General features: G+C 70.6%; 17 protein-coding genes. 3 read left to right on the top strand and 14 right to left on the bottom strand.

All coding sequences use genetic code 11. The features are described 5' to 3' along the window. Nucleotides 1-750: 750 nt before the first annotated feature. Together AB3X08_RS19270 and AB3X08_RS19265 are read right to left on the bottom strand one after the other, a co-directional pair. Nucleotides 751-2,844, bottom strand: a complete 2,094-nt coding sequence (locus tag AB3X08_RS19270) for a TonB-dependent siderophore receptor (RefSeq protein ID WP_369934412.1) — start codon at nt 2,842-2,844, stop codon at nt 751-753. A 431-nt stretch (nt 2,845-3,275) separates the two neighbouring features. After that, a complete protein-coding gene (locus tag AB3X08_RS19265) occupies nt 3,276-3,893 on the bottom strand; it encodes a hypothetical protein (protein ID WP_369934411.1) in 618 nt (205 codons plus the stop codon). 224 nt (nt 3,894-4,117) lie between these two features. Between AB3X08_RS19265 and AB3X08_RS19260 the strand changes: the two genes are divergently transcribed. Together AB3X08_RS19260 and AB3X08_RS19255 are read left to right on the top strand one after the other, a co-directional pair. Then, nucleotides 4,118-5,038, top strand: coding sequence for an oxygenase MpaB family protein (locus AB3X08_RS19260; protein ID WP_369934410.1), 921 nt, complete (start codon nt 4,118-4,120; stop codon nt 5,036-5,038). 145 nt (nt 5,039-5,183) lie between these two features. Then, nucleotides 5,184-8,204 carry an EAL domain-containing protein gene (locus AB3X08_RS19255; protein WP_369934408.1) on the top strand — a complete coding sequence of 1,007 codons (3,021 nt, stop codon included), beginning with the start codon at nt 5,184-5,186 and terminating at the stop codon, nt 8,202-8,204. Here AB3X08_RS19255 and AB3X08_RS19250 read toward each other — a convergent pair. The 10 genes from AB3X08_RS19250 to AB3X08_RS19205 all read right to left on the bottom strand — a co-directional run bounded on the left by AB3X08_RS19250 (nt 8,194) and on the right by AB3X08_RS19205 (nt 19,269). Beyond that, a complete protein-coding gene (locus AB3X08_RS19250) occupies nt 8,194-9,207 on the bottom strand; it encodes a Rieske 2Fe-2S domain-containing protein (RefSeq protein ID WP_369934406.1) in 1,014 nt (337 codons plus the stop codon). The genes AB3X08_RS19255 and AB3X08_RS19250 overlap by 11 nt on opposite strands. A gap of 64 nt (nt 9,208-9,271) precedes the next feature. Continuing rightward, nucleotides 9,272-10,426 (bottom strand): sensor domain-containing diguanylate cyclase, encoded by a 1,155-nt coding sequence (locus AB3X08_RS19245; protein WP_369934404.1) that lies wholly within the window; start codon nt 10,424-10,426, stop codon nt 9,272-9,274. Between the two features lie 337 nt (nt 10,427-10,763). Further along, on the bottom strand, nt 10,764-11,873 hold the full coding sequence (locus tag AB3X08_RS19240) for a hypothetical protein (RefSeq protein WP_369934402.1): 1,110 nt from the start codon (nt 11,871-11,873) through the stop codon (nt 10,764-10,766). After that, nucleotides 11,870-13,051: an ATP-grasp domain-containing protein gene (locus tag AB3X08_RS19235; RefSeq protein WP_369934400.1), complete on the bottom strand. Its 1,182-nt coding sequence runs from the start codon at nt 13,049-13,051 to the stop codon at nt 11,870-11,872. The genes AB3X08_RS19240 and AB3X08_RS19235 overlap by 4 nt, the downstream gene beginning before the upstream one ends. After that, a complete protein-coding gene (locus AB3X08_RS19230; RefSeq protein ID WP_369934398.1) occupies nt 13,044-13,892 on the bottom strand; it encodes an MBL fold metallo-hydrolase in 849 nt (282 codons plus the stop codon). Before AB3X08_RS19230 ends, AB3X08_RS19235 begins: the two co-directional genes overlap by 8 nt. Nucleotides 13,893-14,058: 166 nt before the next feature. Beyond that, nucleotides 14,059-15,036: an NAD-dependent epimerase/dehydratase family protein gene (locus AB3X08_RS19225; protein WP_369934396.1), complete on the bottom strand. Its 978-nt coding sequence runs from the start codon at nt 15,034-15,036 to the stop codon at nt 14,059-14,061. A gap of 1 nt (nt 15,037) precedes the next feature. Continuing rightward, on the bottom strand, nt 15,038-16,054 hold the full coding sequence (locus AB3X08_RS19220; protein WP_369934394.1) for a 3-oxoacyl-[acyl-carrier-protein] synthase III C-terminal domain-containing protein: 1,017 nt from the start codon (nt 16,052-16,054) through the stop codon (nt 15,038-15,040). Nucleotides 16,055-16,153: 99 nt separating this feature from the next. Continuing rightward, nucleotides 16,154-16,855 carry a glycosyltransferase gene (locus AB3X08_RS19215; protein ID WP_369934393.1) on the bottom strand — a complete coding sequence of 234 codons (702 nt, stop codon included), beginning with the start codon at nt 16,853-16,855 and terminating at the stop codon, nt 16,154-16,156. A 97-nt stretch (nt 16,856-16,952) separates the two neighbouring features. Further along, nucleotides 16,953-17,948, bottom strand: a complete 996-nt coding sequence (locus AB3X08_RS19210; RefSeq protein WP_369934391.1) for an aldo/keto reductase — start codon at nt 17,946-17,948, stop codon at nt 16,953-16,955. 238 nt (nt 17,949-18,186) lie between these two features. Continuing rightward, a complete protein-coding gene (locus tag AB3X08_RS19205) occupies nt 18,187-19,269 on the bottom strand; it encodes an aldo/keto reductase (RefSeq protein ID WP_369934390.1) in 1,083 nt (360 codons plus the stop codon). 108 nt (nt 19,270-19,377) lie between these two features. Here AB3X08_RS19205 and AB3X08_RS19200 point away from each other — a divergent pair, with 108 nt between their 5' ends. Continuing rightward, nucleotides 19,378-20,280: a LysR family transcriptional regulator gene (locus AB3X08_RS19200; RefSeq protein WP_369934388.1), complete on the top strand. Its 903-nt coding sequence runs from the start codon at nt 19,378-19,380 to the stop codon at nt 20,278-20,280. An 85-nt stretch (nt 20,281-20,365) separates the two neighbouring features. Here the strand turns inward: AB3X08_RS19200 and AB3X08_RS19195 are convergent, their stop codons facing one another. Beyond that, nucleotides 20,366-20,935: a flavodoxin family protein gene (locus tag AB3X08_RS19195; protein ID WP_369934386.1), complete on the bottom strand. Its 570-nt coding sequence runs from the start codon at nt 20,933-20,935 to the stop codon at nt 20,366-20,368. A 131-nt stretch (nt 20,936-21,066) separates the two neighbouring features. Next, nucleotides 21,067-21,978, bottom strand: a complete 912-nt coding sequence (locus AB3X08_RS19190) for a LysR family transcriptional regulator (protein WP_369934385.1) — start codon at nt 21,976-21,978, stop codon at nt 21,067-21,069. Nucleotides 21,979-22,134: the final 156 nt, after the last annotated feature.

Here is a 22,134-nt window from a genome sequence, read left to right as displayed (position 1 = left end):
TGTGGGAGGGACTTCAGTCCCGACTGCTGACGAGGCCGGCTAGCCTAATGGCTTCGTTTGTCGCGGCTGAAGCCGCTCCTACAGGGAAGCGCACGGCCTACCCACCAGGTGCAATGTAGGAGCGGCTTCAGCCGCGACAGGTTGCCGAAGGTGCCGCGATATCGGCCCTTCTTCTCGGCCCATTTTTTTCGTGATCGCTTCTGGAGCCCGATAACTGGGCAGCTCCGCTCGTCGCGACTGAAGTCGCTCCCACAAGGGGTTCTCGGCGAGCCGGCTGCTGCACTGTGGGAGGGACTTCAGTCCCGACTGCTGACGAGGCCGGCTAGCCTAATGGCTTCGTTTGTCGCGGCTGAAGCCGCTCCTACAGGAAGCTCATGGCCTACTCGCCGGGTGCACTGTAGGAGCGGCTTCAGCCGCGACATGTTGCCGAAGTTACCACCATATCGGCCCTTCTTCTCGGCCCATTTTTGCCGCGATCGCTTCTGGAGCCCGATAACTGGACAGTTCCGCTCGTCGCGACTGAAGTCGCTCCCACAAGGGGTTCTCGGCGAGCCGGCTGCTGCACTGTGGGAGGGACTTTAGTCCCGACTGCTGACGAGGCCGGCTAGCCTAATGGCTTCGTTTGTCGCGGCTGAAGCCGCTCCTACAGGAAGCTCATGGCCTACTCGCCAGGTGCACTGTAGGAGCGGCTTCAGCCGCGACAGGTTGCCGGGCCGCTGACGCCTGCCAGAAACGGCATGCGCTCGTAGCTCAGTAATCCACACCCACCGAGAACAGCACCGTCCGTGGGTCGCCCAGCGCCACTGCGCGCTGCAGGCCGCCGGCGAAGTAGTCGCGGTCGAGCGCGTTCTTCAGGTTCAACGCGTAGCGCCAATGGCCTTGGCGGTAGGCGAGGCCGGCGTCGAACACCGCATAGCCGGGAATGCGATGGCCGTAGGCGGTCTTCTCGCCTTCGGCGCGCGCGCCGCCGCTGAACGTCCAGCCATCGTCCACGCCGTGCGGCGCGTACTGCAGCCACAGCGAGCCGCTGTGCTTGGGCACGTTGTACAGACGGTCGCCCACGGTGGTGACGCGTTGTCCGCCGTCGTCGGTGACCACCGCGTCGGTGTAGGCGTAGCCGGCGAACAGGCTGACGCCGCTGCCCAGGTCGGCGGCGGCGTTGAGTTCCAGGCCGCGGCTGCGCTGCTCGCCGACCGCGATGCTGTAGCCGTCGTTGACCGGATCGGCCTGCAACACGTTGCGCCGGCGCAGGTCGTACAGCGCCATGCTCAGGCTGGTGCCCGCGTCCAGTTCCATCTTCAATCCCAACTCCACCTGGCGGCCGCGCTCGGGATCGAACTGCGCGCCCTGCGCGTCGGTGCCGACGTTGGGATAGAACGAGGTGGCGACGCTGGCATAGGGATGCAGTCCGCCGCCGGCATCGAACATCAGCGCGGCCGAGCCGGTGGTGGCGCTGGCATCGTTGCGCGTGTTCGTACCCGTGAGATGGTCCTCGCTGAGGTTGCGGCTGCGGTCGTGGCGCATGCCCAGCAGCAGCTGCCAATCGGGCGTGAACGCGATGCGGTCGCGCAGGTACAGGCCGCCGGAGGTGACCACGCTGAGGTTGTCGCGGCTGGGCCTGGCCGGACAGGTGACGGCACCGCCGTAGACCGGCGCGTACACGTCCAGCGTGCCGACCCGGCAGGTGGACTGCACGTTCCATTCCCAGGTCTTGAACGCGTCCATGCCGGCGGTCAGCGTGTGCTGCCAGGTGCCGGTGGCGAAGCCGCGCTGCAGGTAGGTGTCCTGCACCCAGGTGCGCCCGTCGAAGTGCTGGTCGGTGGCGGTGCGGCGCAGCGTGCGCAGATCCGCGGCCAGGCCGTTGTTGGCGATGAAGAAGCCATCCAATCCGAATGTCTGCCAGCGCGCCGCGTGGTGCAGGGTCCAGCCGTTGTCGAAGCGATGGTCCAGCACGTAGCCGATGCGGCTCTGGTGGCTGTGGTACGGCGGCTGGGTGGGTTCGCCGGTGAACAGCGCGCGATCGATCCTGCCGTTCGGATTGGCCTCGACGCTGCCTTCCCAGGGCAGGCCCTGCTGGCGGATGTAGTCGCGTTCCTGGTAACTGGTGAGGAGCACGAAATCGGTGCGCTCGCCCAGGTCCAGCGACAGCGACGGGGCGATCCAGCGGCTGCGGAAATACACGTGGTCGGTGGCGTCGTCGGAATTCATCGCCAGGCCGTTGAGCCGCAGCGCGGCCTTGCCGTTGGCCGACAGCGGCTGGTTGAGGTCGAAGCTGCCCTCGCGCAGGCCGTCGCTGCCGACGCCGAGTTCCGCGCGACGCATTGGCGTGGGGTCGGGCCGCTTGCTGACCAGGTTGACCAGCCCGCCCGGCAGCACCTGGCCGTACAGCAACGAGGCCGGACCCTTCAGCACTTCCACCTGCTGCATGCCGAACACCTGTTCGGCGACGCGGTTGTTGGAGGCAGTGCGCAGGCCATCGACGAACAGCGAGTCGGACGCGGTCTGGCCGCGGATGATCAGGTCGTCCCAGCCGCGCCGGCCAAAGGTGTTGGCGACCACGCCGGAAACGTTGTGCAAGGCATCGGCCAGGGTCTGCGCCTGCTGGCTGTCCAGCAGCGCACGCGGCACCACGGTGATCGAGAGCGGCGTCTGCGCCAGCGGCGCATCCGACTTGTCGGACTGCGCTGGCTGGGTGCTGCGGAAGCCGCTGTCGGCTGCCTCGGCGCGGACCTGCACCGCGGGCAGTGCGGTGGCTTGCACGGTATCGGCGGTGTCGGCCGCGCGCGCAGCAGGGAAGGCCGCCACGCCGAGCAGGCAGGCGAACGGGAGGGGGTGCAGTTTCATCGAGGCCGTGGGGTGGGAAGTGGCTAATCGAGAATGATTATATTTCGCGATGTGGCGCTTGCGAAGACCTAGCCCTCGTTGGCGGGCGCTCGCTACGGTTCGGCGCGCGGCCGATAGGGCAGGCGGGGCCGTTGTGCAGCGGTGGCCATGATCGAGCTGGCCGCGCCGCTATGCATGGCAAGGATGCATAGCCGGGTGCTGCCGCCGAATCGGCCAGAAAAAGGGCGAGGGGGGGCTCCAGCGTGGATGCCCCAGGCGCAATTACGATGCAGCGGTGATATCCACGCTGCATCGCAATGGGGCGTGCTGCAGCGCCCCGAACGTCAGGGTACGGCGGTCGCTGCTGCGACCTCGGGCACCATCGCCCCGTGGCCTACATCGATGTGCAGCGCATGCCGTCGACCTGCACGGCACCGCGATAGTGCGCCGGCTCAGCCGGCGACGCGGAGCACGCCGTTCTGGCCGCCGGGCGGTACGCCCTCGAACTGGATCAGTGCGGCGACCAGTTCGGCATGCAGGCGGATGCGGCCCATCTCGCGCATGATGCGGATGTCCTCGTGGCGCAGTTCGCGGTTGGCCACCACCTCGCGCTTGTAGGCGAGGATCTCCGGGTACTTGCGCGCCATGTTCAGCGCGTCGGCGACGCACTCCACGGTGTCCGCATCGGCCGACAACGGTTCGCGGCTATTGAAGGCGGTGAGCCAGCGCTCGAAACCGGCGGTGCGGTCGAACATGTTGGCGATGAACCAGATCACGAACAGGATCGCGACCCAGGACGTGACCACGATGACGATGCGCGAGAAGGTCAGGTGGTAGTCGTGCTGCCACAACTGGTTGGTGATCACGCCCAGGATGATCAGCGAGATCGCCTGCCAGCCGATGATCGAGACCACCAGCCACTGCTGCTTGGCCTTGGCCAGCAGATCCACTTCCGAGCGCAGCTGCGCCTCGCTCTTGTGCTGCCAATGCGCGACCTGTTCCGGGAACGAGCGCTGGTGCAGCGCGTTGTCCTCCAGCAACAACCCCAACCCCTTGAACAAAGCGATCATGACAGGCTCCCTGCAGATGCGGTGGCGGACGGCGGTGTCTCGGGCGACCTCGAGGCAGCTTCTTTCTAGCACAGTGGCCGGAATTGGCATGTTGCAGGCGCACATGACGCTTGCACGCGGCGACGCCGATGCCGCCGCTGCGATCCGGAACCTCGGGCGTCGTCGCCAGGCATGCGCGCCGCGGTTCGCGCGGCGCATGCAGCGCTGCCCGCTACCATGTCGCGATGAGTGCCATGTTGCGTCCCTTTACCGCTCCCGTCGCCGCCCGGATCCGCCGCTGGGTGCTGGACGTATTCCCGCGCGGCGAGGGCGGGATCGATTACGACCAGCCGCTCGGCGATGCCGGCCTGTTCGGCCCCGACAGCGTCACCTGGCGCATCCACGCCGAATTTCCCGGCATGCTCTCCGGCGGCTTGTGCGCGCTGCTGCTGCAGACCCTGCACCCGCTGGCACTGGCCGGCGTCTACGACCACTCCAATTTCCGCGAAGATCTGGTCGGGCGCCTGCGCCGCACCACCCAGTTCGTCGCCGCCACCAGCTATGCGCCGGTAGCCGAGGCGCAGCGCCTGATCGCGCGCGTGCGCGGTATCCATGCGCGGATCCGTGGCCACACGCCCGACGGCCGCGCCTATGCCGCCGACGATCCGGCGCTGCTGACCTGGGTTCACGTCACCGAGGCCTACGGCTTTCTGCAGGGCTATCGGCGCTACTGCCGCGCGGTGCCGGTCGCCATCGCCGATCGCTATTACGCCGAGGGCCGGCGTGTGGCCGAGGCGCTGGGCGCGCAGGCGGTGCCGGCCAGCGAGCGCGCGGTGCTGGACTACTTCGCCCAGGTGCGGCCGCAGCTGCGGGTGGATGCGCGATCGCGCGAGGTGCTCGCGGTGCTGGCCGGCCTGCGTCTGCCGGTGCCGGCGGCGGGCCTGTCGCGCGAGCTGTTCCTCGGCGCCGGCGCGGCGCTGCTGCCGCCGTGGGCGAGCGCGATGCTCGGGCACGGGCGCCTGCAACGCGCCCAGGCCGCGACCTCGGCGCGGGTGCTGCATGGGCTGGCGCCGCTGTTCCGTATCGCGCTCAACGACGGCATCGCGCCACGCGCCTGCCGCCGCGTCGGCATCGCGCCGCAACGCTTGGCGCAGTGGCCCGATTGAGCCGGCCGGCGGCCGCCGCCGCCGCGCGGGGCAGAACGCTGCCGCACCGGCGAAGCTGAACGACATCGGCTATGCCGCGCAGCATGCGCCGCAGCGCCACCCTACGGTCAAGATCGCCGCGCCTGGGCCGCTCTATGTAGGACCCATGCAGCGCCGCTTCTCCACCGCCGACAAACTCTACGACGTCCGCTTCAGGCAGCGCCTGCGGCGTGCGCTGCGGGTGCCGTTGCGCGCGATCCTGGTCTGGGGCCTGGCATTGGCGCTGTTGCTGGCCTGCGGGCTGGCCTATGTGCTGGTGCAGGACCGCGGCAATCGCCTGGCCGCCGCGCAGCGGCAGAGCCTGGCGCTGGCGACGGGCGCCGACCGTCTGCTGCAGTTGGAGCTGGACAACCTCAGCCAGGCGCTGCGCGGCGAAGGCGTGGGCGCGCAGGCGCTGCTGGCCGACGCGCCGGCACGCGCGCCGGCGCTGATCGAGGCATCGCTGCGCGGTGTGCTGCTGCGGCATCCGGAGCTGCATGGGATCGCGTTGCTGGATGCGCAGGGCCGGCGCCGCTACGGCACGGAGGGCGATCCGGACGTGCGCGCTTGGGCGCTGGGTTCGCGCCGCAACGACGACCAGGTGTTCGTCGGGCCTTATCAACGCCTGGCCGACGGCGAGGCGGTGGTGCGCCTCGCACTGCCGCTGGCGTCGGGCGATTGGGTGGTGGCGAGCTGGCGGGTCGCGGCATTGCAGCGCATCGTCGGCGGGGTCGACGCCGGCCGCGACGGCGTGGTCGCGCTGACCGATACGCATGGCCTGCTGCTCGCGGCCAGCAGTCCCGCCGCCGGCACCACCGGCAGCCGCGTGTTGCTGCCGCTGGGCCTGGTGCGCGGACTGCCGCAGGGCAGTGCGCTGGGCATGCACCGCACGGTGTTCGACCAGCAGCCGCGCATGCTGGCGGTCAGTGGCGGGGGCGATTATCCGTTGCTGGCGGTGGCGGGGCTGGCGGTGCGCGAAGCGCTGGCGCCGTGGTGGTGGTTCGCCTGTGCTGCGTCGCTGGTATATCTGCTGTATCTGCTCGGGTTCGCCTTCCTGCTGGGCAGCCTGCGCCGTGCCGAGGACCGCCAGCGGCAACTGCTGGAGCGCCTGCGCCGCGGCGACGAGGATCTGCGCCTGGCGCACGCGATGGCCGGGATCGGCACCTGGCGGGTCGAGGCGGACCGGCGCCATCTGCGGCTGGTCGAACAGACCGGGACCTTGTTCGGGGCGCCGCAGCTGCGCATGCGTCTGAGCGAGTTCCTGGCCCAGGTGCACGACGACGATCGCGCGCTGGTCGAGCAGCTGTACGACGAGGCGATGCACGGCAACGGCGAATACAACGTGGTGTACCGCATGCGCTCGCCCGACGGCGGCCTGCGTTGGCTGGCCGCGCGCGGTGCGCGGGTACAGGGCCGCGACGGGCTATGCATGACCGGTGCAGTGCAGGATGTCAGCGAGCGGCTCGAGGCGCAGGCGCGGCTGTTCGACGCAGAACGTCAGTTCCGCCTGGTGTTCGAACGCAATCCGCTGCCGTACTGGCTGTTCGCGGTGGACGACCTGCGTTTCCTGGAAGTGAATCAGGCCGCGATCCGCCAGTACGGCTACAGCCGCGACGAATTCCTGGGCATGACCCTGCTCGACCTGCGTTCGCCTGGCGAGGCCGAACGGCTGCTGGCGGATGTGCGCAAGCCGCGCGACGGCTTCGACGCGCCCAGCGTGTGGACCCACCGCCGCAAGGACGGCAGCGTGCTGTCGGTACGGGTGCACAGCGCGGACGTCGACTTCGGCGGGGTGCCGGCGCGCCTGATCCTGGCCGAGGACGTCAGCGAGCGCATCGCCCACGAGCGCGAGCTGGCGTTTCGCGCCAGCCACGACGTCACCACCGGGCTGCTCGATCCGCGGGCCCTGGCCGAGGCGCTGGATGCGCGCGGCCAGGCGGGCTATGCGGTGGCCTATGTGCAGTTGCGCGGGCTGGCGCTGATCGGCGATACCCTGGGCCGTGCCGCCGGCGATGCGGTGCGCTGCGCGGTGGCGGCGCGGCTGCGCGCGCTGGGCGAACGCTTCGGCCTGACCGCGCACCAACCCACGCAGGATTTCGTGCTGGCGGTCCTGGATCCGCAGCAGCTGCCACAAGCATTGCAGGCCCTGCTCGAGGCGATGTCCACGCCGGTGCAGGGCGGCGACTTCACCCAGCAGCTGCAGGCGTATATCGGCGTGGCGCTGTGCCCGGACGACGCGGTGGGCGCCGAGGAGGCCATCGGCAGCGCCGCGCAGGCCGCGCATGCGGCGCAGGCCGACGGACGCAGCGTCGCCCGCTTCGAGCGCAGCATGTCCGCACGGATCGGCGAACGCCTGCGCCTGGCCGGGCGCATCCACCAGGCGATCGCGCGGCAGGAGTTCGAACTGCATTTCCAGCCGATCATGCGCGCCGATACCGGCACGCCGCGCTTGCTCGAGGCGTTGATCCGCTGGCCGCAGCCCGACGGCCGCTTCATCGCCCCCGACCAGTTCATCCAGCTGTGCGAGGACACCGGCCTGATCCTGCCGCTGGGCCGCTGGGTGATGCAGGCCGCCGCGCAGGCGCGCCGCCAACTGGCGCTGCACGGTTGGGCCGAGCTGCCGGTGGCGGTGAACGTGTCGGCGCTGCAGTTCTTCGACGGCGATCTGGTCGCGGACCTGGTGCAGGCCTGCACCGCGGCCGGGCTGGCCGCCGACGGCCTGCATCTGGAACTGACCGAGAGCAGCCTGATGCGGCAGCCGCAGCAGGCCCTGGACGTGCTGCGACAGCTGCGCGCGCTGGGCGTGGGTGTGGCGCTGGACGATGTCGGTACCGGCTTCTCCAGCATGGCCTATCTGCGCGACCTGCCGTTGGACACGCTGAAGATCGATCGCAGCTTCGTCGCCGACGTGCATCGCGATGCGCGCAACGCCTCGATCTGCGACGCCTTGCTGACGCTCGGCCACAGCCTGGGCCTGCAGGTGGTCGCCGAAGGCGTGGAGAACGACGCGCAGTTGCAGTGGCTGCGCGCGCGCGGCTGCGACCAGGTGCAGGGCTATCTGCTGGGCCGGCCGGCGCCGCTGGCGCAGGTCCTGGCCACGCTCGGCGCGCGTGATGCGCAGGACGCACAGGACGCGGTCACAGCATGATGTCGATGCAGTGCGGCGCATTCGGCGCCGGCAGCGGCTCGCCGTCCCAGTAGCGGCGCAGCGGTTCGCGCACCAGGTCCAGCGCGGTCGAGGCGCCGCGCACGCCCGGGAAACGCTGCAGGTTGTGCGACTGCAGTGCGAGCATGCGCCGGTCCTGTTCGCCGACCTTGCGCAGTAGCGGCCACACCAGCCAGCGCACCGCCCATGCCGGCGCCCAGCGGCCGTCCACGTGCAGGCTGGCGAACACCTCGGTGCTGCGCGTGCCGACCGGGGTGAAATGCAGAGTGATGCGCACGCGGCCGCCGCGGGCATAGCGGTATTCGATCTGCGCGGTGCCGGGCGCGGCGAAATGCGCGCGCTCCAGCGTGCGCGGCGATTCGAACAACCGGTAGAGCCAACCGCTCTGCGCGGCGGCGCCGGCGTAATCCACGTGGAAGCCCTCGGCGCCGGTCTGCAGGCAGGCGCGCATCGGCGTGCGCGCGCCGCCGCGGCGCACCAGCCCGGGATGCAGCAGATGGGTGTGCAGCGGATCGAGGAAGTTTTCCAGCGCATCGACCACGTGCGCCTCCCAGCGTGTGCGCCACAGGAAGCGTCGCGCTGGCGGTTGCAGGTCCTGCACCAGCTGCGCGGGGTGCGCATCGCCCTGCGGATCCGGACGCAGCCAGATCAGGCCGTCGTGTTCGCGCGCGGCGAAGGCGCGGACCCGCACCGCCGGCAGCGCCTGGCCGGGCGGCATGCCGGGAATCTCGCGTAGGGCGCCGTCGCCGCCGAAGCGCCAGCCGTGATACGGGCAGGCCAGGCTGTCGCCCCTGGCGCAGCCGGACGACAGCGGCGCGTGCCGGTGCGGGCAACGGTCTTCCAGCGCGAGCAGGCTGCCGTCGGCGCAGCGCGCGATCGCCGCGTGGCGGTCCATGACCGTCACCGCCAGCGGCCGCTGCCGCAACGCGTCGGCCCGGGCCACGGCGAACCAGTGTCTGTACAGCGAGGGATGCCAATCGTTCATGGCCGCTAGCGTCGCATGCGCGGCGGGTGGATGTCTGGATGCGCGCGCGAACGCCGGCGGCGCGCTACGCGACGACGGTACCGGTGACCCGGTTGCGCCCGCCGCGCTTGGCCGCATACAGCGCCTGGTCGGCGATCACCACCAGCTTCTGCCACTCGCTCTGCGCCTGCGCCGAGATGCAGTAGCCGATGCTGACCGTGCAGGCCAGCGCGGTGCTGGACGCGGGCGCGATTTCCTGGCGTTCGACGACGCGCCGCAAGCGTTCGGCGATGTCGCGCACCACCGATTCCTCGCCCTGCGGGATCAGCACCATGAACTCCTCGCCGCCGACGCGGGCGAGAAAGTCCGGGTTGCGGATCTGCCGCGCCAACGTATCGGCGATGGCGATCAGCACCTGGTCGCCGACGGCGTGGCCGAGGCGGTCGTTGATCGCCTTGAAATTGTCCACGTCGATCATCAACACCGCGATCGGCGCGTTCCTGTCGCGCGCGTCCTGGGTGGCCGATTCGCCCTTTTCCCACATGACGCGGCGGTTGGCGACGCCGGTGAGGGCGTCCTGCGAGGCGTGGCGGATCAGTTCCGCGTTCATCTTCCGGGTCAGCATCCACAAAAACCCGGGGGTGATGATGGAGGTCAGCACCATCCGCGAGAGCAGGCCGAATGTCGAGGTCGGGTCGTAACTCGTATCGGTGGCGGGATGGGTCGACCACCAGGCGATGCGCAGCAGCAGCATCAACGCCCACAGGAAATGGAACGCGGCGGTGAAGCGCGCCGCGGTGCGCATCGTCGCGCCCGCATGGCGCCACAGGGCCATGCCGGTGGCGACGGTCAACACCCCGCGCAGGGTGCAACCGAAAATCACCATTGTCCTGAGATTCTGGCCTTCGCTGTACAGGAAATAGAGCTCTGCCGCGCCGAGCAACGCGACCAGGATCATGATCCAGGGCTGGATCAGTGGCCGCCGCAGAAAAGCGTTCACCGCCAACAACTCCAGCACCGTGGCCGCATCGATCGTGAGGTTGCCGATCAAGCCAAGGGCGGCGGCGTGCGCCGGCAATCCCTTCGGTAGCACAAGTGCGCCAAAGCCTGCCGCGAACGTGCCGTAACTCAGGCTAAGCAGCAGCAATCCGCTAGTGTGCTTGGCTTTGCGCCCGGTCAAATGGATGGCGAAGAACACCGCCGACGAAACCGCCGCCAGCAACGCGTTGACGATCAGCAAGGTACCAGCGTGAGCCAGGTGTGCGATCCATTCCACAGGTCCCCCGATCCGCGCCGCAAACGATTTTCAGATGCCGCCAAGTATAGGGCCGCGAGAATATGCGAGCCCGCGGTTTGCAGCGGTTTTCTCGCTGCAAACGTTTCCAAACGCATCGCGGCGCACGCTGCCGTCCGCGCCGACGCCTGCTTGGATTTTCGTGCGCGGCACAGGTCGACGGAAGGGGGCGGTTCGGTCCATCCGGGTTCCTTGCGCTGGAGCGTGCCTCGATAACGGCGGTGGTGGTGCGGCCTTTAGCCCGTTGCCGCCGCGACCCTGGCGGCGAAGGCGTGCCGCTCGCTCACAGCCGGTAGCGGCGCATCAGCGGCACGCCGATGCGCGCGGTCAGCGCTCCGAGCGCGGCGATCGGCTGGCGCCGGCGCAGCGGCAGGTGGCGCGCGTCCACCGCGCTGTACTCGATCACCGGGCTGCCGCCGCGCTGGCGTTTGAAGCTGGCCGCCCCGGCGCTCTGGTTGAGCCTGCGTCCGTACCGCAGCGCATGTTCGAAGCCGCAGGCGGTGAGCGTGCGGTACAGCGCCAGCCGCTGCGGTTGCCGCAGGTCGTAGCCTATGATCGGCGCGGTCAGCGTGCGCCCGATGCCGAACAGGCCGGTGATGCAGACCAGCGCGCCGTCCGCGTCGCGAAAGCCATCGAAACGCAGCAGCCCGGCGCGGTGCCAGGCGCGCAGGAAGCCGGCGTGGTAGGCCGGATTGCAGTGCGAATACTTGTCCAGGTACAGCTGCGCGTACAGCGCGGCGATGCGTGGGTAGTCGGCCTCGACGATCTCGTCGTTGCCGCAGCGCTGCAGGTCAGTGCGTGCGGTGAGTTTGAGATCGCGCGCCAGGTCGCGGTGCCGCAGCAGCGCCGGCCAGTCGTCGTACAGATACACCTGGCGGCTGCCGATCAGGGTGAAGCCCTGCGCCTGCAGCGCGTCCAGCCACTGCGGCGTGTCCACCGGGTTGAGCGAGCGGAACCAGAGCGCATGGTCCGGCCAACGTGCGCGTGCGGCGTCCAGCAAGGGACCTAGGCCCTCGGATGGAAGTGGCGGATACAGATTGGTCGACAGCAGCCAGTTGTTGAGGGTGACCGCGCGGTCGATTTGTGCCCAGTCCAACCACGCGCCGATGCCGCCGCACAGTCCGCGCAGCGGCGCGGCCAGCGCAGGCGGCAACAGCCGTGCGGCTTCTTCGGCGGCATAGTCGGCATAGGTGGTGCGTGGCGAGCATACCCAGGCATTGCCCGTGCGCTCGTCGCTGACCGTCGCCGGCATTGCCAATGTGCCTGCCTGCAGCATCTCGATCCGGGCGTACAGGTTGGAACCCACGCTCTGCGCATCGCGGCCGGCATGCAGTTCGGCGAAACGCTGCGCCTGCACGGCGTAGTCGGGGCCGGCCTCGGCGGCGCCGTTCATGGCGGCGGCAGGGCCTCGCCGTCCCATTCGGTATCGCGGGTGGAGGCCTCGCGCATGGTGCAGCGCTGCGCCAGCGCCAGCCGCGCATGGCTGCCCAGGTCGCGCAGCGCACCGGCCAGCGGCCGCCGGTCGCCGCGCGGCGCGAGCACATCGTCGGCGCGCGCGTAGTCATCGCGCCACTGCCGAAGTCGGCCATGCCGCAACGCCGCCGGCAGCGCGACGCCGAGCATCAACGGGCCGAGCATCGCCGCGCGCGTCGGCGCCGGGCGCACGGGCGCGTCCGGAGTGCGATGGCTGCCGTCCAGCGCGGCGACCAGCGGGTCGGATGCGGCGAACAGATGCAGGCCGCTGGTCGCGCGCGGATTGCATTCGATCACGCTGTAGCGGCCTTGCGCCGAGACGATCCAATCGAAGGAGAGTTGCCCGCTGAAGCGCAGCGAGCGCACCAGTCGCGCGGTGAAGCGCTCGATCTGCGGCGCCGGCGCGGCGTCGAAGTAATAGCTGGAGCTGCGCTGCAGCCGGTAGCGCGGGCGGTACACCGCATGCGCCAGCAGCACGCCGTCGCGGGCCACCGCGTACGAGCAACGTTCCTCGCCGGCGCAATAGCGTTGCGCGATCCAAGTACCTTGTTCGGACAATGGCGGTGCGTCTGCGGGCAGGCCGTGCGGATGTACGCGCACGTGCACGCCGAAGCGCGAGTATTCCGGCTTCAGCACCAGCGGCGCGGCGCCGGCCCACTCGCGCGCCTGCGCCGGGCTGCGCACCTGCGCGCTGTCCGGCACGTCCACGTCGGCATCGAGCGTGCGCGCCAGATGCAGGAACTGCCATTTGCTGTGCAGCGCGCGCAGCGTGTCGAAGCCGTCCACCAGCACGTCCAGCTGCGCCGGCAGCGCCTGCCGGTAGCGGGCCAGGTAGAACACTTCTTCGCAAGTCGGCAGCAGCAGGTCGATGCGCTGGCGCGCGACCAGCGCGTTGAGGTCGGCGATGTAAGCGGCCGGGGCATAGCGCGCCGAGGCGATGCGGTGGCTGGCGCTGGCCGCGCGCGACCAGCCGGAGATGCGGCAGGCCACGCTGTCGGCTAGGTGCACGCGCCAGCCCTGCGCGGCGAAACGGCGCGCCAGGTCCAGCGCCACCGGCGCGCGCGCGCCGGTGATCAGTACCGCCGGCGCGCTAGGCACCGCCGGCCTCGGGCGCGGCCGGCCGCCATTGCCGGCAATGCGAGGGCACCATGCGCAGCGTCGGCTCGGCCAGGCGCAGCGCATGCAGCCGCGCCAGGGTGTCGCGGTAGACGCGATGCTCGCCGAGCAAATGGGTGACCAGTGCCGGCGGCGGAGTGCCGTCGGCGATCGCGGCGCTGGACCAGGCCGCATCGGCGACCAGGAACACCGGCCCATGCGCGTCCTCGAACCACAGCCCGTAGTGGCCGGGCGCGTGTCCGGGCAGCGGTACCAGCAGCACGCTGCCGTCGCCGAACAGGTCGCGCAACGTGCCGAAGCCGCGCAGCGCCGCGGGCGCCGCGCATGCAGGCAATGCCTCGAACCAATGCATGCGCGCACGCGCACCGTGCAGCAGCGCCGGCAGGAAGCCTTCGCGCAGCGCCGCCAGCCGCCCGCGCCGTTGCAGGTCGTCCCAGGCCTGCTGCGCGCAGGCGATGCGCGCCTGCGCGAAATCGGCCACGCCGCCGACGTGGTCGCCATGGAAATGCGATAGCACGATCCAGTCGATCGCCGCCGCGTCGATGCCGTCGCGGGCCAACTGCTCGCGCAACGACTGCCCCGGTTTCAGATGCACCGGCGTCAGCACGCGGTACAGGCGCTCGGGGAACTGCGCGGTGGCATCGAGGAAGTGCTGCGAGTAGCCGGTATCGAACAGCAGGTTGCCGTGGACCGGATGTTGCAGCAGCGCCGCCAGCGCCGGGAACTGGCAGGGCGTCAGCGCCGCGCCGCGGCGCGTGGCGCGTTCGGGATGGGTGCAGTGCCCGGCTTCGTACAGCCGCCAGCGCAGCGCCGGTGCGCTCATGGACGTTCCTGTCCGATCGCGCAGTGCGTGGATGATGTGTCGGCCGCGGCGCTTTGGCGGGCCAGTCGCGTCGGGACTGAAGTCCCTCCCACACCTGCAGACGTGCGCGCGCCTGCGTCGGCGGGCGATGCCGGGCAGACCGGGCCAGGCGCTTGTCGAGGTTGCCTCACGTGCGCGCCAGGGCCGCCAGCCCGGCCTCGGTGGACAGCACCGGCGCGTAGCCGAGTTCGCGGCGTGCGCGGCCGATGTCCAGTGTCTGCGAATAGCCGAGTACGCCGATGCCGTAGCGGCTCAGCCGCGGCTCCGGTTGCCCGCGCCGCCGCAAGGCGATCTGTTCGCCGACCGTGGCCAGCGCCAGGGCCAGCCGGCGTGGCACCGGCAGCAGGCGCACGCGTAGCTGCAGCACGTCGAACAATCCGGTGAGCAAGTCGCGCACGGCGATCGGCGTGCCGTTGCTGATGTTGTAGGCGCGGCCGTCGCCGAGGTGGTCGGCACGCAGCGCGGCCAGCGCCGCGGCCACCGCGTTCTCCACGCAGCACACATCGATCATCGCGCGTCCGCCGTGCACCAGCGGGAACCAGCCGCGCTGCGCCACCGCCAGCAGCCGCGGCACGATCGCGTTGTCGCCGTGGCCGAACACCGCGCGCGGGCGCAGCACCAGGGCCGGCAATCCGGCCGCGGCGGCGGCGCGCACCTTCTCTTCGGCTTCCCACTTGGTCTGCGGATAGCCGCCGATCCAGCACGCCGGCGGAGTGAATTCCTCGCGGATCTGGTACTGGTCGGCAAAGCGGAAATAGATGCTCGGCGAACTGAAGTGCACGAAGCGGCGCACCTGCGCGCGCCGCGCCGCCGCGAGCATGCGCTCGGTGGCGACCACGTTGGCCTGGTGGAACAGCTCGGCGCTGGCCCATGGGGCGGACAGCGCGGCGCAGTGGATCACCGCGTCGCAGCCAGCGAGCAACGCCGCCAGATCGTCGCGGCACAGGTCGGCGCGGACCACGTCGATGCGCGGGTCGCCGGCGAAGGCGGCCAGTGCGGCGGCGTTGCGGCCGCTGGCGCGGACCTGCGCGCCTTCGGCGGCCAGCGCGCGGACGATATGCGCGCCGATGAAGCCGGAGGCGCCGGTGACCAGGATGCGCGCCATGTCAGTAGCGCAGCACCGCGCCGCCGAACGCCAGCCCAGCGCCAGAGCCGACCAGGGCGATGAGGTCGCCGCGCACGATGCGGCCGTCGGCGATGGCCCGGTGCAATGCGCTGGGAATCGAGGCGGCCATCTGGTTGCCGCGTTCGCCGATGACGTCGACCAGCGTGTCCGGCGCCAGCCGCAGCGCGACCTGCAGGTGCCGCAGCGCCTTGGCGCTGGCCTGGTGCGGCACGATCCGCTGCACCTGCGCCAGTTCCACGCCGGCCTTGTCCAGCAGCCGCTGCAGGAAGCCCGGCAACTTCGCCGCGGCGAGCCGGTAGGTGGCGCGGCCGTTCATTTCGAACAGCGAGCCGGCGCGCAACGCGTCGATGCCGTGCTCCAGGCGCAGGCGGGTGCCGCCGGCGCGGACCCGGCAATGCGCGGTGCCTTCGGAATAGGTTTCCAGGTGCGCGGCCAGCAGCTGCGAACCGCTGTCGCCGTTGTCCGCGCCCAGCACCACCGCGGCGGCGCCGTCGCCGAACAGCGGCGCGGTGTCCATGTCCTCGCCGTTGAGGCCGACACTGGCGATTTCGCTGGATACGATCAGCACGCGCCGGTAGCGGCCGGCGGCGATCGCGCAGGCGGCCAGGTCCAGCGCGGCGACGAAGCTCAGGCAGGTGGCGTTGACGTCGAACGCGGCCAGTCCGCTGCCTTGCAGGCCGAGCCGCGCATGCAGCAGCGCGGCGCTGCACGGGATCGCCTGCTCCATCACGCTGCAGGCGGAGATCACGCAATCCACGTCGTGCGGCTGCAGCTGCGCCGCCGCCAGCGCCGCGCGCGCGGCGCGTTCGCCCATCAGCGAGGCCGGTTCCTCATCACCGGCGTAATGGCGCACCCGGACCCCGGCATGGCGCAGGGTCCAGCCTGCGGGCTTGCCCCAGCGCTGGTCGAAGCTGTCGGAGGCCACCTGCCGTGTCGGCAGATAGTCGCCCGTGCCGAGGATGCGCACCGCGATGGGCCTGCTGGGGTCGACGGTCATTGCCAAAGCTCGCGCAAAGGGGGCGCAGCGTACTGCCAGCGGATCGGCGCCGGCAACCGCGCCGCTGCGGCGCGACCCACGCCGGCAGGGCGGCGCGCGTCAACGGCCGCGGCGCTGCCCATACCAGAAGCCGAGCGCGTCGCGCGAGCGCAGCATGCCGCGGCCGCGGCGCAGCAGCTGCAACAACAGGCCCAGGTGCTCGCGCTTGCTGAAGCTGCGCAGCTTGCGGTCGGAGGTGTGCACCGGCTCGCGCAGGATCACGAAGCGCCCGCGCCGGGCCAACGCGCGGCTCAGCGCCACGTCCTCGCCGGCGTAGTAGCCTTCGTCGAAACCGCCGGCGGCATCGAACGCGTTGCGCGTGCAGAACAGGAAGCAGCCCGGGGCGATGCCGGTGCGGCGGAACAGCCAGCCGAACACCGCTTGCGCCACGCGTTCGTGCCAGGCGACGGCGCCGAGCAACTGCACCTGCGCGCCGCCGCCGACCGCACCGGTGTGCAGCGCGCGCAGCGCCGCCGCCAGCAGCGGCGTGTTGACGCGGGTGTCGGCATCGACGAACAAAAGATAGCGGCCGCGGCTGGCGGCGGCGCCGGCATTGCGCGTGGCGGCGATGTGCCGCAACTGCACCTCCAGCACCTGCGCGCCATGGCGGCGCGCGATCTGCGCGGTGTCGTCGCTGCAGGCGTCGGCCACGACCAGGGTCTCGCAGTCCAGCCGCAAGGCTTCGGCGGCGATATGCAGCGACGCGAGCGTGTCGCCGATCAGGGCGGCTTCGTCGTGGGCGGGAACGATGAACGAGATCACGTCCGGCATCATGCGATGCCGGCGCGGCGCGGGCAAATCGGCCCGCGCCGCGTATCGGCCGGCCGCGCGCGCGGCGCGGCCGGACCGCAGCGGCGGCTCAGCGCTGCAGCGTCGCCATCATCGCCGGCGGGTAGCGGCTGCCGGCGGCGGCATCCACCGGGAAGATCGCGTCGATCTGCGCCAGATCCTCGGCGCTCAGCGTCACCTGCAGCGCACCCAGGTTCTCTTCCAGGTAGGCCAGGCGCTTGGTGCCCGGGATCGGTACCAGGTCGTCGCCCTGGGCCAGCACCCAGGCCAGCGCCAGCTGCCCCGGCGTCACGCCCTTGGCCTGGGCCAGCGTCCGCACCTGTTCCACCAGCTGCAGGTTGCGGGCGAAGTTCTCGCCCTGGAAGCGCGGCGAATGGCGGCGGTAGTCGTCGGCCTCGAAGTCCTCCGGCGAGCGGATCGCCCCGGTCAGGAAGCCGCGGCCCAGCGGCGAGTAGGGCACGAAGCCGATGCCCAGCTCGCGCACCGTGTCCAGCACCTGGTCGCTCTCCGGATCGCGCGACCACAGCGAGTATTCGCTCTGCAGCGCGGTGATCGGGTGCACCGCATGCGCGCGGCGGATGGTGCCGGCGGCGGCCTCGGACAGGCCCAGGAAGCGCACCTTGCCCTGTTCGACCAGTCGCGCCATCGCACCGACGGTGTCTTCGATCGGCACGTTCGGGTCCACCCGGTGCTGGTAGTACAGGTCGATGTGGTCCACGCCCAGGCGCTGCAGGCTGCCTTCGCAGGCGGCCTGCACGTACTCGGGGCGGCCGTCGGCGCCACGCACGCTGGGATCGTTGGGATCGAGCCTGATGCCGAACTTGGTGGCCAGGAACGCCTGGTCGCGGCGCCCGGCCAGCGCCTTGCCGACCAGCACTTCGTTGGTGTGCGGGCCGTACATGTCGGCGGTGTCGATCAGGGTGACGCCGTGGTCGAGCGCGGCGTGGATCACCGCGATCGAGGCCGCGTCGTCGTTGCGGCCGCCGTAGAACGCGCTCATGCCCATGCAGCCGAGGCCGAGGGCGGACACGCGGGGGCCGTTGCGGCCGAGAGTGCGGGTTTGCATCGGGAAACTCCTGTTGGAAACGGGAAGCAACGTGGAGGAAAGGAGGCGGCGCGGACGCCGTAGTCGCGGGGCACGGAGGATGCGAGCGCGGCGCGGCGAGGCGTTATCGCGATCGCGCAGGATCCTTGTCCGATCCTGCAAACGCGCGCTGCGCCGCGAACCGCGCAGGCGCCGACCATGCCATGGCAGGCGTTTGCGCAAAGTCAGTGAAGCGTTCGCTCGCGTGCGTGCCGCGCGGTCACGGCGTCGGCGTGCGCGGCTGCAGGCGGGTGCCGCCGGAGACCAGTTGCCGCGGCATCGGCAGGCGCATGAACGCGTGCGGGAACGGATGCGCCACCGCGCTGACCGCGTCCAGCCGCTGCAACTGCTGCGTGTCCAGCTGCAGTTCCAGCGCGCCGAGGTTGTCGTCCAGCTGCGCCAGGGTACGCGCGCCGACGATCGGGATCGCGCCGCCGCCCGGCCGCTGCAGCAGCCAGGCCAGCGCCACCTGCGCCGGCGAACGGCCGATCTCCGTGGCAACCTGCTTGACCACCTCGGCGATGTCCAGCGCGCGCTCGGTCAGCATTTCGTGCGCATGCGCCGCATCGCCGCGTTCGGCGCTGGCCTGGCCCTCCGCGGCGCGGCGCTGCACCGCGGCCAGGTCCTGGCGGCTGTACTTGCCGGTCAGGATGCCCATGGTCAGCGGCGACCAGGCCAGCACGCCCAGGCCCAGCGCTTCGGCCATCGGCACCAGCTCGGCTTCGACCGTGCGCTGCGCCAGGCTGTATTCGATCTGCAGCGCGACCAGCGGCGACCAGCCGCGCAGGTCGGCCAGGGTCTGCATCCGCGCCACCTGCCAGGCCGGCGTGTCGGAGATGCCGGCGTAGACGATCTTGCCGGCGCGGACCAGGTCGTCGAAGCCGCGCATCACTTCCTCCACCGGCGTGGTGTCGTCCCAGATGTGCAGGTACAGCAGGTCCAGGTAGTCGGTGCGCAGCCGCTTCAGGCTGGCCTCCACCGACTGCAGCAGGTTCTTGCGGTGGTTGCCGCCGCCGTTGGGGTCGCCGGGGAAGGGGTTGAGCGTGTACTTGCTGGCGATCACCAGGCGGTCGCGGCGGCCTTCGGCGAACTTGCCGAGCAGGCTCTCGGAGTTGCCGTTGGTGTAGAGGTTGGCGGTGTCGATGAAGTTGCCGCCGGCATCGACGTAGCGCGCGAACAGGCGGCCGGCTTCGGTTTCGTCGGCGCCCCAGCCCCAGTCGTTGCCGAAGGTCATCGTGCCCAGCGAGATCGGGCTGACGCGCAGGCCGGAGCGGCCGAGAAGACGGTAATGGTCGAGTGACATGGGGAGCTTCCTGGCAAGCGGATCGAACCGCGGGAACGGCAGGATGCGCCGCTCGACCAGATGGATAAACTGGCATAGTCTGCATCTTCCTTGAAGTTGAGCTTCACAATGGCTGCCAGCCCCCTGCCTGCCGTGGTCGCCTTCGCCCGCGTCGCCCACCACGCCAGCTTCACCCGCGCCGCCGACGAACTCGGCGTCTCGGCCTCGGCCCTGTCGCAGACGGTGCGCACGCTGGAAGCGCAGCTGGGCGTGCGCCTGCTGCACCGGACCACGCGCCGGGTGGCGCTGAGCGAACACGGCGCGCGCTTTCTGGAACAGGTGAAGCCTGGGCTGGCGCAGATCGAGGCGGCGTTCCTGGACCTGGACACGGTGCGCGACCGTCCAGCCGGGCGCCTGCGCATCACCCTGCCGCGGGTGGTCGCCGACCAACTGGTGATGCCCTGGCTGCCGTCGTTCCTGGCGCGCTATCCGCAGATTGAGGTGGAGTTGTGCGTGGACCCGGCCCTGGTCGACGTGGTGGCCGAGGGCTTCGATGCCGGCATCCGCCTGGGCGAATGCCTGGCGCGCGACATGATCGCGGTGCCGCTGGGGCCGATGCAGCGCCAGGTGATCTGTGCGGCACCGGACTATTTCCGGCGCCATCGGCCACCGCAGACGCCGGCCGACCTGGTCGACCACGACTGCATCGTGCACCGCATGAGCAATGGCCGACGCATGGCCTGGGAGTTCACCCGCGACGGCCGCGATTTCGAAGTGGAGGTGAGCGGCACCCTGGTGTTCAACGACAGCGGCCTGACCCATGCCGCGGCGTTGGCCGGGCTGGGCCTGGCGCAGGGTTTCGAATCGGTGGTCGCCGCCGACGTCGCCGCCGGCCGCCTGGTGCGCGTGCTCGACGACTGGCAGCAGCCCTTCGCCGGCTTCTATCTGTACTACCCGGCGCGCGAACACCTGGCGCCGAAGCTGCGCGTGTTCATCGACCACCTGCGCGCGGCGAACGCGGCGGCGGAGTAGCCGCGGCACTGATCGGCCGATCAGTGCCGCACGTGCCGCGGGGACCGCCGCCGCCGCCATGACGGTGGCGACGGCGCTGCGGGACTCAGCCCTTGAGCTTGGCCGCGTATTCGGCCACGCGCTTGCCGAGCAGGCGCGCGGTTTCCAGGTCGCCCGCGCGCGGCGCCTCGTCCGGCGAGGCGTCCGACGGCGAGATCGCCAGCGCGCCGGCGAAGCCCGCGGTCCAGTTCACGTCGGCCGGGCCGTGCGCCTTGGTGTTGGACGGCGGCAGGCCGGTGCCGATCCAGATCTGGCCGTGCTGCTGCGACAGGGTCCAGAAGTATTCGATGGTGGAGAACTTGTCGCCGTTGACCGAGGCCGAGTTGGTGAAGCCGGCGGCGATCTTGTCCTTCCACGCCAGCGCGAACCACGGCTTGGAGCTGGCGTCGGCGAACTTCTTGAACTGCCAGGCCGGGCCGCCCATGTAGGTCGGGCTGCCGTAGATAATCGCATCGGCCTGGCCGATGGCGTCCCAGGCGTCTTCGGGCAGGTTGCCATCCTGGTCGATGCGGTACAGCGTGGCCTCGCCGACGCTGGCGGCGCCAGCGTGTACCGCCTCGGCCTGCTTGACGGTATGGCCGTAGCCGCTGAAATAGACGATCGCGATCTTGCTCATGGGCGAACTCCTGGAATCGGGTGAAGGGAGGGGGCGAAGCGCGGGCATTGTGCGCATGCGCCGCCGCTTGGATCAGCGCCACGTGCAGGATGTTGTGTCCGACCGGCGCCGCGCCGGCCGGACGCCGCCGCTCAGGGCACCGCGTTCCCGTGCATGTCGCGCTCGATGCCGACCTCGACCAGGTAGTCGATGAAGCTGCGCACCTTCGGTGCCAGGTGGCTGCGGCTGGCGTAGACCGCATAGACCCCGATCGGGGCCAACTGGTGGTCGGGCAGCACGCGCACCAGGCGGCCGTCCTCCAGTTCCTGCTCGGCGATGAAGTCCGGCTGCAGGACGATGCCCATGCCGGCGACGGCGGCCTCGCGCAGCACGTCGCCGCTGTTGGCGCGCAGTCCGCCCTGGATGCGCACCCGGGTCTCGCCGTCGGGACCCTGCAAGGCGAGCTCGTCGCCTAGCGGCGAATAGCTGTAGGTCAGGAATTCGTGCCCGGCGATGTCGGCGGCCAGGCGCGGCGTGCCGGCGCGTTCCAGGTAGGCCGGCGAGGCGCACAGATACGCCTGCACCTGCCCGAGCTTGCGCGCGATCAGGGTCGGGGTGACCTGGCGGGTGATGCGGATCGCCATGTCGTAGCCTTCCTCGACGATGTCCACGATGCGATCGGACAGCGACAGGTCCAGCGCGACCTGCGGATAGCGCGCGCGATAGCCGGCCAGGCGCGGCCCCAGCCGGGCGATGCTGAAGCTGAAGGGCGCGTTGATGCGCAGCGTGCCGGACGGGGTCAGCGCCTGCTCGCCGACCGCCGCCTCCATGTCATCGAACTCGGCCAGCAGCACCTGGCAGCGCTGGTAGTAGGCGGTGCCGACGCTGCTCGGGCTGACCCGGCGCGTGGTGCGGTTGAGCAGGCGCAGACCGAGCCGCTTTTCCAGCCAGGCCACCTGCCGGGTGACGCTGGCGGTGGACATGCCCAGCGCGTCGGCGGCGGCGTTGAAGCCGTTGCGGTCGACCACGGTGACGAACACGCGCATCGCTTCCAGCGTATCCATTGTTGCCGTTCCCGAAATAGATATCCGGGCGCAGAGTAATTTATCTCCCCTCGCAGCGGGAATACGCTGTGGACCTGCCGCCACTGCCCTGCGAACCAGGGCATGCGTGCCGGCGACGCTGGCCCGGCAACGTCCCGATTCGCGGACGCCGCGCCT

This window comes from Xanthomonas sp. DAR 34887 (assembly GCF_041245805.1).
Lineage (GTDB): Bacteria > Pseudomonadota > Gammaproteobacteria > Xanthomonadales > Xanthomonadaceae > Xanthomonas_A > Xanthomonas_A tesorieronis.
This window is presented reverse-complemented; position numbering and strand designations above follow the sequence as displayed.